The organism is Bacillus sp. FSL R9-9497 (assembly GCF_038005805.1).
GTDB classification, from domain to species: Bacteria; Bacillota; Bacilli; order Bacillales; family Bacillaceae_G; genus Bacillus_A; species Bacillus_A cereus.
In genome coordinates, this window is the sequence record NZ_JBBOTY010000002.1 from 326,057 (window position 1) to 338,708 (window position 12,652).

A 12,652-nucleotide genomic window follows, 5' to 3' on the forward strand; every position below is an offset into this window, starting at 1 on the left:
CCTTTTTAAGAGTACACTATTATCCTGCGTACCCTTGTACTTTCTTCATATTGTTTAAAAGCTCTTGTAGTACCGCTTCATTCGATTCAATGAACATCATTTCTTTGTCAGATGGATCAGTTTGAATCCAAACCGAACTATCTCCTACTCGGAAAATCCCTTCTCCTTTTCCAGGGTTGTTGAGAATAATATCAAGCTCCCCAGCAGTTAGGTTAAAGTTCTCCTGGATCTTTTTCTTATCAATCTTATTTTGTTCTAAGAAGAAATAAGAGAAAGTAGATTGCAAGATACCACGAGCTTTTACATTTTCTAAAATACGAACGAAGTCCTGACTCGCCCAACACATACCAGCATTTCTTTTACGTGAACGACGTGCTACTTTTTCCAGGAAGTTAACCGTTTGTTCATAGTCGATAAACTGCCACATCTCATCGACATATAATACTTTTCGCTTGATAGCGTGTTCTGGACTCTTAATCCAATGCTCCCAAATATAGTTCAAGATAACGTGGAAAGCGATTGGTTTTAAGAATCCTTCTTCTAAATGACTAATATTAAAATTAACAACACGAGATTCATTTAACTGTGTTTCTACACCACGACCAAAATGACTTTGTCCATCAAATAATGGTTTTGAACCATCGCGTAAGAATGGTCGAATCGCAGCAATTAACTCTTCTGCTTTTACATCGTCTCCATGATGTTCTACTATGACATCATAGATTTCTTTTAACTCTGGCTCTGGCTTTCTCACTTGAGACTGAATTAACTGTCCATCCACTTTCTTCACTTCATCTGTATATAAAGAGGAAGGATGTGAAGTAATACCATGTTTATCAAACACTTCACGGATTGCATCTTCTAGCATAGTACGTTGGAATACATTTAATCCTGGTTGATCAAAGTCTTGCCCGCGAATAATAATGTCAAAGAAACCTAGTATTTCATTGATTTTCTCTAAAATTGGTACAAATCTCACATACTTCATGCCATCACGCTCTACAAGTTCTTTCTTATCATATTGTTCAAGTGCTTCTAGCTCTTCATCTTTATCCGTAATCTGAAGTTCTGTTACAGCGATTGCACAAGGATTGATAATGATATTACTTTCAGGTGAAATATTTAAATTAATACCACCTAGACGTTTTGTAATTTTTACGAATTCTCCTTCTGGATCGATAATCATTGCATGCGTATCTGCAAGTGACGTTTCACGAGCTAACTTCATTTTTAAAAGTAAACTTTTTCCGGAACCTGAGATCCCTGTTACACCAATGTTATAGTTTGGAGGACGATAATCTGCATTCCCGAATGAATTTAAAAATTCTACTTGCCCAGTAATTTTGTTCTTTCCTATTGGTATCCCACCATTAAACCTTCCGGAACCTGACACAAAAGGTGCAAATGTACATAACGCACGTCTATCGATATTTCGATAGGTATCTTGTAACGTATTTAGTGCTCCTAGCGGCATAACAGCTTTCAAACCACTCTTCACACGGTTCCAAGTACTTGCTATCTTAAAGTGAGATGCTTGCATTTCATCTTCAATATACTCACATAAAACGTCCAATTCTTTCTTTGATTCTGCGTAAGCAACACCCATTGTACTCACCATATAAGAGTCGTTTTCATTGAACTGGATTTCATCCATTAAATTGTTTGTATCTTGAATTTTTGCATCTAAGTCTTTTTCTTGGTCAATGTTTCCTCGTGTACGTTGGAAAGAAAGATTGGAACGTAACATCGTCAGCTGCATATCTAATGATCGCATTGCTTTAGCTTTTGGTTCTTTATGAATATCAATCATGACATCCACTTCCCCAGCCGAAGTTAACATGTTGAGCCAATTGGTTTGCATCATACGCGGGTACCCATCACGTGGAATATAAAACGGACGAAAGAACGTATTACTTCCTAAAGATTGTTTAATGACCCCATAATCTTCTGCATCAATTTTCATTCCTTCTGGAGCAATAACATCAAACACTGTTGTTTGATTATCTAATTGCGTCGGTACTTCCTCTTCTTCCGACTCTTCCTCCTCTAGCTGCAATTCATCCTTCTCTTCTGCTTCTATTTTTTTCTTTTCCTTTTTCCTTTTTCCGAATAACCTCATGTTTACGCCACCCCGTTATTTGATTTTTCTGCTTTTTCTTCCGCTAGCACTTTCTTCATTAACTCTAGTTTTCTTTCATTTGTTTCCCCTGTTGAATAGAGGGAGAAATTCTCATTTTCAATTAAGTCCTGGAAACGAGCTTTTACAGCTTTACGACGGTTAAATGCTACATATAAAAGTTCTATTAATTTATCTTTCGTTAACATTTCTACATTAATTTTTGCTTTCGATAGTAGATTTCGAGAAGCATTATAACGGCGATATAATTCGTTAAACGCCTTATCCACAATCTTTTCTTCTAACTCGTCCTCTGTATCAGCCGTAATCGTACTAATATCAACCTTGTATGGATAAATTAAATAACGTTTTTGTTCATATCGAGGTTGCGAACGTTGCCAGTACTCTAAATTATCAATAACTTCTTGACCATATAGAACCGTCTCTGGTGTAAGGTCCTTCGCACCTTTCATCGTTTCTGTCATTTTTCGTACAGGATCTGTTAAATCTACAAACTTACTTTGAATATATACTTTCGTATTAAACTCTAATGTGGTTAACCATGATTCAATTTTGATATCAATCGCTTCTTGTTCCATATTGGAAAGTAAATAATAGTTAACTGGATGTGCTTCCGCAATCAGGACAAATGTGTCATCATGATACCGAATCATATGATTATCAATTTCCTTAATGTCTTCTACAAAAGTACGAAAGAAGTCAACATTATCCTCATCAATTTCCGATTCAGCAGACATATTTTTTTTATTTTTCTTTCCAGCTTTTTCAGTAGTGTGTTTCTCTACTCCACCTTGCTTTTTCCCTTTTTTCTTAGAACCAAACAGCGGTTTTCCATTCATTTTCCGATAAAAGAAAAATCCTACAATGGCTATCGCCGCAAAATATATCATTTCTAACATTTACAGATTCTCCTTTGCCCATGTAGTTGGCTCGTACCCTTTTCTCCACTTACCTTTTTCGGAGCGGCTACGCATTTTAATAATTAAATACTTATCTAGATACATGTGTTGTTTTTCTTTATATATAAACGCAAACGCTATTACACTTACTACCGTTGGTAGTGCTAAAATTAAGCAAATAAAAAATGCTACTACCGCATCAATAGGTGCAAATAACCGCCATAAGAATGGTACATATAAATAAAGGGATGCTCCGCCACCCAATAGATAAATCAATTGGCGTTTGCTCAGCACTCCTAATAGTGTTTTTTGCTCCGAAGTCATATCAACAGGAACAGTTACTTTTCTCATTCTTTTTCCTCCCTTGTATAAGAGAAGCTCTCCCCAAATCGAGGAGAGCTTGTACAAACTCTTATGTTAGATTGTCGTAACCCAAGCAGCGATATCGTAAGCTTTAATCATGACAAAGCCTCCAATTGCTGCGCAGGCTAAACCAATCATAGCTTGTGTACGGTTTTCAGGATTCTTCCCTTGTGCACCAGATAGTTTAATAGCTGCAAATACAACGCAAGCTGCCACCCATATTCCCCCAAAACCAATTAAGGTTTTCACCAAAGTGTTCATGCTTTTTTGGACGGTTTCAGCATTGGCACCACTGCCACTACCACCAAGCCCCTTCGTAAAGCTACTTTTTGCCAGTAAGAAATCTCCTACTGATGTTGTCATAAGTTTTGCAGACAACCAATTCAACATAATTCCTGCACCTCCAGGTGTTTTTGCTCGCAAAACGCAAAAAGACCTCAATACACGCACACGTCCCCTAAGGACATGGCGCATATTGAGGTCTTCTCTTATATGCGAACTGATTAATTTTATATTTTTTATTGTAAAATCTTATTACTTTTATATTATATCAATACGTTTTTATAAAAACAAGTCCTTGTTTACACCTTTATTTATACCCTCTTTGTTAGGATCGTACCATATTACCGTCCTTAAGACCTAAAGCATTCATATCTTCTTTCAGTAAGCAACATGATTCTATTTTATCTCTAAGGGTATGCGCTTCTTTTTTCTTATTCATTTTAATCCCTCCAACAACTTATTATGCTCCTTAATAAGAGTATACTACCTATTAAGGAGTGTCTAAGCCTTGTGTTTATCAAACTATTCATTAGAAACAAAAAACAGGTAATTGTGCATTTTTCACAAGTACCTGTTTTTCACTACTTCTATCTACTCTTTGTTTCTTAAAATTTCATTAACTTTTTCGACACTTAATTCAGTGGCTTCCGCTATCTTCTCTATAGGTACACCTACTTTAATTAAATTATGAATCATTTCTATTCTAGCTTCTTTTGCTGCTTTTTCTTCTGCTGTCTCTATTTCTGATATTCTATCTTTTATTGCCTTCTCTCTCGCCTCATATAAGCGTAAAAAGTCTTTATCACTACTTAAACGCTCCCAATCCTCTATTGCCTTTTTCAAAACTGGATCTTTTTCCATCGCGATTCCCTCCAGGATTGTAGTTAATTTCTCATCTTCATATGCAGGAAATAATAATAGCCAACGTGCTAATATATCCTCCCATGGATCCATTCGATCTTCTTGCCATTCTCGAATTACTTTTGGAATCTCAAGAAAGTGCAATTGCATATTCTCTGAAATTATGTGCTCCGATTTTTTGTTCATGACTACACCGACATTATGAAAGTCCTCTTCTCCTGGAAACAGAATGAAATCTACTATATTAATACAAATAGTTGGTCTTAATTCTGTATACTTCATCCCCTGAGTCATTTGAGAATAATACATGCCAGCCCAATAGAACAAAGATCGCTCGATCATGTCTTTTTTGTCGCGAACCTGTATCTCTATATTTAATTTTATACCATTATTCAGAGTAGCTCGCAAATCTAAAATAGACAATTTATCATCCTTTTGCTCCCTGTGAAGATGCGGATCATCCAAATGCAAAGAAATGATTTTCTCATCTAAAGAGGATTGTAATACCGCATTAAGAAAACCAATGAGTATATCCTCGTTTCCTTCTACTCCAAACAAGCGCTTGAAAGCAAAATCAACTCGTAAATTTACTAGACTTTTTTTCATAGATGTATTCATATTCTCTTCTACCTTTCTTTTAGTTAATTTAAATCCTCTGTGGTAATTGGATATAAGAAAAAGATAGAATTACAAACTCTATCTTTTTCAATCTACCTATTTATGAAAATACCAACCTACTTTATGAATTTCACAATCTCTGAAATACAGGTTTAAATCCCGCTTGCATTGCATCATCTAGCCCCTTACCTTGTGCTGGGTTCCATGCAGCAATAATTACGTTATAGCCCTCTGTCTTTAACTTTGTCGCAAAGTCTATAAGAGCTTTTCTTACTTTTTGATTCTCTACTAAATCAGCGTCAAACGCTAAATAGACATTTTCTACACTCATATCTTTTAATACAGGCATAACAATTCGCCAAGCATTCACACCAGGAATTGCAAGAACCGTCTTCCCTACTTCAGAAAATTCCATTTTATTAAATCTCACTGCAATCAAATCAGCAACCAGATCTGCTTTCATAGCTCCCTCTGTAATCATTACTGAGTTGGTTTGATGTAAGGTACCAGAATTCCAATGTTTCAAATGAGAACTTGGTACAGCTACATGTACAGGAAGTGGATTTTCACTACCTCCTGCACCAGTTCCTTGATTTTTGTTTGCTGATGAGACCCACAGATATTTTTGCCCTTTATGAATCTTTACAACTATTTGTCCCTCTTGAAATGGAATCTCTACCTTTTTGCTCACTTCTAGTTCGCATTCAAAGATACAATCACCATTTTTAGTTATCTTTATAACATTAGGCTGTTCAATTAATTCTGCTTGAACTCCAGGAGGTGCTGATTTCACATGAACGGAGTTTTTCACTTCATCCACACGAACTTGCCATCCAACAATTTGATTGTACTGGTTTCGAAAAGGAATCAATATACCAGGAGATCCTGACATCAAACGAAGAGAAAGTCGACCTTTCTTCATCTCATAGAAACCCGGGATTCCCTGCCAGCAATTTTTATTCCCAATCTGTTTAAATAGCTGCTCCCAAACAGTCGTATACGTATTATCCTCCTCTAACACAATTTGTTGTTTTAAGAATGAACGATATTGACGTACTTGTATTTGTTCCTCGCTCATTTTTCTATCTCTTAATAAATGTGCATGATGATGCTTCTGTAATGGTATGAAATCCATTAACTTCCGATTAAAAACATCTAATTCTTCATTGCTTTTCTTATCATGAATCTGAACTTCATCCGCCTCAGGCAATTGATACTTATCTTTACCATTTATGTAATGAATGTAGCTTGGATTCCCCGTGTTTTTCCCATAAATCCATTTACTTTCTACACGTGTACATGCTACCTTCTCTTGCGAAATATGCAGCATGCAATTACCTGTATTATGACAAATTGGACACGTAACACGATAAAATTCCCACCAGCTACCTCTTGGATAAGCACTTGTTAAACGAAATTGACCTTTTTGAATGTTAAAATTCATTTTCCCCCACTCCTCGTATACTGTTTATTATATATGGGACTTTTAATTCTATTAAACTATCTATATTTACATTAGGATATTAAGTATGTTTTACCTAATGGATATACATAAGAATACGTATTACAAACTAAATGATCATTTTTATGTTCTTGATTTAGTAAATTCTGTTCTACGTATGATTCGAATACTTTTGTGTTCTCCTCTTATCTAACTTAATTACTGTATCAAAGTACACAGACCCTTTCCCTTGATAAGGTATTCTATCAGATTTTCCACCTGTTTTTTATAATGATAAGCATCCAACATTTGTGTAGCTCTCTCAAATTCTTTGTCAATCTTACGTTCCATACGTGTCTTTGTTGCTCCTTATAAAATAAAAGACAGAAATTCATAGTAATTCTTCACTACGAATTTCTGTCATTCCCTCTGTCTGCATACTACCATTTAATTCTGTAAATTATTCATTACGATACACTGACACCTATTAAAGAGAATACATCCTCTTTTATCAGATTAAGTGCTTGTAATGCACGTAAACTCTGAATAGGATCATCAGGATGTGCAGAATAAAATAATGATACTTCATAACTGATTATCATAATTAAATCCCCCTAAATGAAAATTTTTACCCAATTTGATAATTGGTTCTCCCAATTAAATAGACTTGGAAACAACACAAAAAGGGCTTCTTCAAGTCGATTAAAAATGTGTATAGCAAAATAAACTATATATACACTAATCGGCTCAAAGAAGCCCTTTCAGAATTGAAACAAGACGAAACTTGCTTCTACAGCTCAACCACAACTTATAAAGTGTGAGAGTAAACAGAATCAAATAAACAATAAATACAATTACATATTAATGAATTCACACAAAAATTTCAACAACTTTATATTTCCTTAAGATTTTTCGCCCTATTCTCCTTTTGAATGAATATTTTTGTACAACCATATGTTTCTACCATGTTAAATTGTAATTCTAGATCTTCCTCTCTTATACTAGCTCTTGGATATCCCATCATCATCCCCTGATACTATTTAAGAGTTATCATTGTTTTGCATATTTTATTTCAGACTAACCCTTAGATGGATTTAAGGTGTGATTTCAATAATTTTTCCGCATTATCTAAAAGCATCAACTTTTAGACTGGTACACAGGACATTTATGTTCGTTCTTCGTGTTGGTTTGTTTTGTAAAACAGGACAAATCTATCAATTCTATTAAATCGATTAATTCAACTATTACATATAAAGATTTTATTCATATACTGTAGTAGATTACTAGAAAGGAGGCGTAAGCATGGACAGTTGTGTTTTATTCGTTAATGGACAACCTTTTTTAGTGGTCTCAGTTGCCGGAATCGAAATTGCTAGATTAGAGCTTTCTCTTCAAGTAGCATTGACTTTAATAGCATTAGGGATTCCAATTTGTGCATAAACCTTAGGTTTTGTTTAAAAAGAGGGCATTAGCTCTCTTTTTTTGATTTATACCTTATCTTTTCTTAACAACAACAAAACGCTACCTAGATCACGGCAGCGCCTATGATAATTGATATTGTTTTAATTATTAACAAGTATATTTGGCCCTTTCTTCAACATGTACAAGAAACCCGAAATGAATACGACACTAAATATAATAATAGAAGACCACATATTAAAATGATATTCTTTACCTGCAACTAAATTATATATGTTATGTACCAAGAAATTAGCACCTATGATAATTCCACCTAAAAATGAACTAATTAATATGCACATTACATAAAATTTGAGCCTCTGAAACATTTTCCATCTACCCCCTTTTCTAAAATAAACTTTATTTGGGGTTATTTAGGTCATTATAACATTAATTTTATACTTTTTATAAAAACTGTTTTTTAATTACAGTTATTTTAAGGAAGGCATTATCCATTCAAATGTCCATTTTGTTCAATAAAAAATGAGGACCTGCGCCAGTAGATCCTCTTAATGTGATAAGGGTTTTCAATGAGCATTAAAATAAGGATAGATACAAGCCAGTAAGCCTGCCCTACACTTCAATATATGCTTGTCCTCATCAAAAGGTGAAAACAAGAGAAAGCACTCCCCAATAAGTGCTCTCTCTTGAAAAATATAAGGGTAAATGTAGGAAACCGTTCAGTATTATTATATTTATTATATGGATTCACCAACTATAACTAATACATCTATTAAAACTGGTTAATGTGTAATTTCTATATAACAAAGAAAAAAGCACTCGTTATGGATTCATTTTTCTTTATTATCTATTCTTCATCTTCTTCATCATCGTGAACATAGAAAAAGATCATAATGTATTTCTCAGTTTCACCACTTGGACCTAATTACGGAACAACTGAATGCAGTGTATATCCATCTTTTACTTCTTCATTAATGGCGAGTTCGAACATTCCATTACTACCAGCATCTTTTACTATGTCTACTATATTTCCACACTTTCTCCATCGAGTATTTCTATAAAAAATTTCACACCTTCTAAGCTCACTCTCATTTTCCTAACCTCACTTTATTTTAAAAGGATGATTTTGTTCAGTTTTCTAAACTTACAACCACACACAGCGTATCTTCAGACCAAATTGTTTATTTCTTTCTCCTTATAAATCTCTTCTAAGGTTTTATAGCTCGGAAATCCAATACATTTCCATTCAATTTTTTCAGTTGGATCCATTTCCTCAACTAACAGCACCTTCCCTGAATAAAACTCAATATTCCGTTAATACTGTAGATACCCCATTTCGAACTATATTCCATTGCCTGAGCAGTTAACTTTTGTTAGCTGCTCTTTATATGTACAAGGTACTCAATTAACTGGTTCACATATAATATCTTGAGTTCCTTTCTTTATAAAATAGTCGTTATAAAATGAGTCTCGTCACGAGAGCACTTTATTAAGTGCTCTTTTTATATTCCAACTTAATACAAAATGAAATTTTTATTAAGTTGCACCCACATAACATGTGGAGTCTTGTGCATACTATAACTGTAACTTAAAGTTACATATCCGAACTTGTAGGGCCTAATTTCTTTTGTACAACAAATAGTTAGCTAATTAGAGATGGCTGCTTTGTTGTGCAAAATAAGATTTTTATTTCTCAACAACCATTATTGGAATTAAAATCCTAATAATGGTGTATAGTGACTAGCTAGTCACTATACACATTCAAAGCGTTCATAAAGGCACACTTATATGTTGGCTTTATTTTTTATTACAATTAAACTTTCAAACTACAACATTCTAAAACAGTATGCATATAATGCTTTGATTCCTCTTTCAAAATATATCTTGTTTTAGAGCGCCTTAAAAAGCGCTCTTTATATTTGTCAATAAACATTTTGCTCAAATATACTCACGACATGCATATTTACTAGGATAAACATTATACTAGTGCAAGAAATATTTTATCCATATTTATAAGGAGGGTTTTTTCATTAATACAACTTTAATTTCCCATTTTTACAATGAAGAGTATCTACTCCCATGGTGGCTAATGCACCACACAAGACTATTTGATCACGGTATTCTTATTAATCGAGGATCTACTGATCGCTCAGTAGAAATATGTAGATTATTTGCACCTCATTGGGAAATCCGCCATTCAAAAGTAGTAGAGTTTGATGCCATATTAGTTGATCAAGAAGTAATGAACATAGAAAAAGAACTTACAGGGTGGAAAATGGTATTAAATACCACTGAATTTCTTTGCTGTTTTGATAAGGAAGCCTTTTTCTCATCTCTTGTCACTTTAGGGCAAAACATGTATGCTATTAGGACTATTCTGATGGTAGATGACCCGACTCATGGTTATTCCAATCCGAGATACGGAATTCCCCTTGTCAAACAGCGTTATCACGGGAGAATAATCCATCCTACTCCACCTGCCCCATACTACGGAGGTAGACTAATCCACAATTATTCGCATGGTAACTATATAGCCGGAAGGCATTGGTCAAATCATTCCTTTATCGTTTACATGTACCCTGCTTTCGTTTTAAAATTCTTTTACAGTCCATGGAACATAGCTATGAAAAATCGAAAATTACAAATTGGTCCAACCCTTTCTAAACATAGCATACAGAAGGGCTTAGGTACGCATCACCTAGTTACACTAGCTGAATTAGAAACAAAATATAAATCCTTTGCAAGTACAACTGTTGACCTTCGATTAATCCCAGAATATCAAGTTTTATTTCCAGATTTATGTTTCCCTAACTATTAATACATCTAAAAAGAACATTTTGGGACTTCCTATACAATCCTTGCTTTCGAGTGAGAACCAACTCTTATTAAAATAGCGTTTTGGTTCAAATTCACTTTCTTACTCTATAACCTCATACATTTGGAACTTTATAGAAATAAATCCTTTATTTTTTAATTAATTATATTAATATATTAAATAAAGGGTGTGATAAATTAATGGAACAACTTGAATTTAGTGCTTTAGAACAACCACTATTTCTGTTAGCACTTCAATTAATTGCATTTGTATTAGCCATTTGTATCGTATATGGAATCTTATACAACACTATATTAAAGTTAAATATGCCTAAATGGACTGCCCATGCGGTAGCAACGGTATTTTCCCTCGGCATGGCCTATCAAACTTTTATGAATTTCATTTAAAAACCTTTTTTATTATTTTTCTCTTTTGTAGGGAAATCTATCATTTACCATGCAAGAACATAGCAGGCAACTTGATTGCCTGACGTTATTGTGGTTATTTATTTTCAAATAACGATTTTGTTAAAAGTTGAATAAAATTCAATATTCCGTTAATGTTAATCACAATACAATCTGCTTCTTACCCATGTTGTATCGAATCGAGTAGTTTCTCCCATTAACTGCTCGATTTTTATTTTTGTTACATAAACTTGATATTTTGGTCCATACTATAAATGCACTTGAGTTCTGAACTTCCTTCTTAATGCTTTTCTGGAGAGCAGTTAGCTTTTGCTAGCTGGTCTTTTTTATTTTCTTTTATTTCCGAATAACATTTTCAAATCTGCTCATACTATTTCTGTAACTTAAAGTTACAAACTATTTCTGTAAGTGCGGCTTTTCCTTTGTACAACAGGCAGTTAGTTTTATGAACTAGCTGCTTTGTTGTGCAAAATAAGAATTTGGTTAAAAACTGCACATTTATTAAGAACATACATAAAATATCATGTGGTATTCTTTGTCAATATTAGTTTTGGTCATGGAGCGCCTTAAAAAGCGCTCTTTTGATTTGTTAATAAATAACCGTTTTCTTCAAACACCCTCACGATTTTTATAAGCCAATCATATATTTACATAGACAAGACATAGATTTTTATTATACATGCGCAATTTTTGTGCATGTTTTTTCTTTGATAAAATAACTATTTTGTTCACTTTTTTGATACATTTATGAAACATTCATGTGTTATCTTCAGTAAGTTCTTTTCTTTTCATAAACCGTGTGGGTTATACCAACACAAGAAGCTCTAGATCCCTAAATCTAGAGCTCCTTCGTTTAAATAACTATTTTGTTCAATCATATATAGACAACTATATATAGGTGTTGAAATATGATTGTGATTCCTACATGGTTTCACATACGACTTTTTTCTTCGATTTTGAGGTTCTTACGTAATGTAAGGACCATTTTTTATTCAAATAAAGAAATACTCTGTATATTGGGGAGCTGATGATAAAGTACTAAAAAAGGGTGTAGGTATGTTTGTTAGTGGCTTAACTACTACACCATCTGGAAATGGTCATACAGTTTTAAGTGGACATAGAGATACTGTTTTTACCGATCTTGGTCAACTAAAGGAAAATGACCAACTTATCGTGGAATATGAAAATAAAACATATACATATAAAATTAACAAGCATTGGATAACAGATTCAGAAGATCGAACAGTTATTGTAGAAAAAAGTGAGCCAACATTAACAACTTGTTATCCTTTTGACTATATAGGAGACGCTCCAGATCGGTACATAATTGAATCATCTCTACTTTCCATTCGGTAAGAATGAGAGCCCAAAAATTAAAGTGGTTTAAGTAGG

At 33.8% G+C, this 12,652-nt stretch carries 11 protein-coding genes and 1 pseudogene; 4 read left to right on the top strand and 8 right to left on the bottom strand.

Features of this window, described 5'->3' with window-relative positions:
* Positions 1–19: 19 nt before the first annotated feature.
* From MKY21_RS29095 to MKY21_RS29125, 7 genes are all read right to left on the bottom strand, one after another.
* Positions 20–2,119 (bottom strand): VirB4 family type IV secretion system protein, encoded by a 2,100-nt coding sequence (locus MKY21_RS29095; protein ID WP_341078254.1) that lies wholly within the window; start codon positions 2,117–2,119, stop codon positions 20–22.
* Positions 2,120–2,121: 2 nt separating this feature from the next.
* A complete protein-coding gene (locus tag MKY21_RS29100) occupies positions 2,122–3,036 on the bottom strand; it encodes a hypothetical protein (RefSeq protein WP_098878281.1) in 915 nt (304 codons plus the stop codon).
* A complete protein-coding gene (locus MKY21_RS29105; protein WP_001233534.1) occupies positions 3,037–3,387 on the bottom strand; it encodes a PrgI family protein in 351 nt (116 codons plus the stop codon).
* Positions 3,388–3,453: 66 nt separating this feature from the next.
* A complete protein-coding gene (locus tag MKY21_RS29110; protein WP_016083212.1) occupies positions 3,454–3,873 on the bottom strand; it encodes a hypothetical protein in 420 nt (139 codons plus the stop codon).
* Between the two features lie 399 nt (positions 3,874–4,272).
* A complete protein-coding gene (locus tag MKY21_RS29115) occupies positions 4,273–5,160 on the bottom strand; it encodes an Rpn family recombination-promoting nuclease/putative transposase (protein WP_098542313.1) in 888 nt (295 codons plus the stop codon).
* 130 nt (positions 5,161–5,290) lie between these two features.
* On the bottom strand, positions 5,291–6,604 hold the full coding sequence (locus MKY21_RS29120; RefSeq protein WP_098878280.1) for a DUF3854 domain-containing protein: 1,314 nt from the start codon (positions 6,602–6,604) through the stop codon (positions 5,291–5,293).
* Positions 6,605–7,068: 464 nt separating this feature from the next.
* Positions 7,069–7,203: a hypothetical protein gene (locus tag MKY21_RS29125; protein WP_016078541.1), complete on the bottom strand. Its 135-nt coding sequence runs from the start codon at positions 7,201–7,203 to the stop codon at positions 7,069–7,071.
* A gap of 700 nt (positions 7,204–7,903) precedes the next feature.
* On the opposite strand from MKY21_RS29125, the gene MKY21_RS29130 reads away from it, so the two are divergent.
* Positions 7,904–8,041, top strand: coding sequence for a DUF3956 domain-containing protein (locus MKY21_RS29130; RefSeq protein ID WP_000376551.1), 138 nt, complete (start codon positions 7,904–7,906; stop codon positions 8,039–8,041).
* A gap of 122 nt (positions 8,042–8,163) precedes the next feature.
* Here the strand turns inward: MKY21_RS29130 and MKY21_RS29135 are convergent, their stop codons facing one another.
* A complete protein-coding gene (locus MKY21_RS29135) occupies positions 8,164–8,388 on the bottom strand; it encodes a hypothetical protein (RefSeq protein ID WP_000487740.1) in 225 nt (74 codons plus the stop codon).
* 1,721 nt (positions 8,389–10,109) lie between these two features.
* Here MKY21_RS29135 and MKY21_RS29140 point away from each other — a divergent pair.
* From MKY21_RS29140 to MKY21_RS29150, 3 genes and pseudogenes are all read left to right on the top strand, one after another.
* The gene (locus MKY21_RS29140) at positions 10,110–10,838 is read left to right on the top strand and encodes a glycosyltransferase family 2 protein (protein WP_341078260.1); all 729 of its coding nucleotides are present in this window, start codon (positions 10,110–10,112) and stop codon (positions 10,836–10,838) included.
* A gap of 197 nt (positions 10,839–11,035) precedes the next feature.
* Positions 11,036–11,242, top strand: coding sequence for a hypothetical protein (locus MKY21_RS29145; RefSeq protein ID WP_000436148.1), 207 nt, complete (start codon positions 11,036–11,038; stop codon positions 11,240–11,242).
* A gap of 1,017 nt (positions 11,243–12,259) precedes the next feature.
* Positions 12,260–12,616, top strand: a pseudogene (locus MKY21_RS29150) (sortase); the annotation flags it as partial.
* Positions 12,617–12,652 lie beyond the last annotated feature (36 nt).

Bases quoted from the DNA above. Each gene is read 5' to 3' on its own strand.
- MKY21_RS29095 (WP_341078254.1), bottom strand. From the start codon at position 2,119: ATGAGGTTATTCGGAAAAAGGAAAAAGGAAAAGAAAAAAATAGAAGCA.
- MKY21_RS29100 (WP_098878281.1), bottom strand. From the start codon at position 3,036: ATGTTAGAAATGATATATTTTGCGGCGATAGCCATTGTAGGATTTTTC.
- MKY21_RS29105 (WP_001233534.1), bottom strand. From the start codon at position 3,387: ATGAGAAAAGTAACTGTTCCTGTTGATATGACTTCGGAGCAAAAAACA.
- MKY21_RS29110 (WP_016083212.1), bottom strand. From the start codon at position 3,873: ATGCGCCATGTCCTTAGGGGACGTGTGCGTGTATTGAGGTCTTTTTGC.
- MKY21_RS29115 (WP_098542313.1), bottom strand. From the start codon at position 5,160: ATGAATACATCTATGAAAAAAAGTCTAGTAAATTTACGAGTTGATTTT.
- MKY21_RS29120 (WP_098878280.1), bottom strand. From the start codon at position 6,604: ATGAATTTTAACATTCAAAAAGGTCAATTTCGTTTAACAAGTGCTTAT.
- MKY21_RS29125 (WP_016078541.1), bottom strand. From the start codon at position 7,203: ATGATAATCAGTTATGAAGTATCATTATTTTATTCTGCACATCCTGAT.
- MKY21_RS29130 (WP_000376551.1), top strand. From the start codon at position 7,904: ATGGACAGTTGTGTTTTATTCGTTAATGGACAACCTTTTTTAGTGGTC.
- MKY21_RS29135 (WP_000487740.1), bottom strand. From the start codon at position 8,388: ATGTTTCAGAGGCTCAAATTTTATGTAATGTGCATATTAATTAGTTCA.
- MKY21_RS29140 (WP_341078260.1), top strand. From the start codon at position 10,110: ATGCACCACACAAGACTATTTGATCACGGTATTCTTATTAATCGAGGA.
- MKY21_RS29145 (WP_000436148.1), top strand. From the start codon at position 11,036: ATGGAACAACTTGAATTTAGTGCTTTAGAACAACCACTATTTCTGTTA.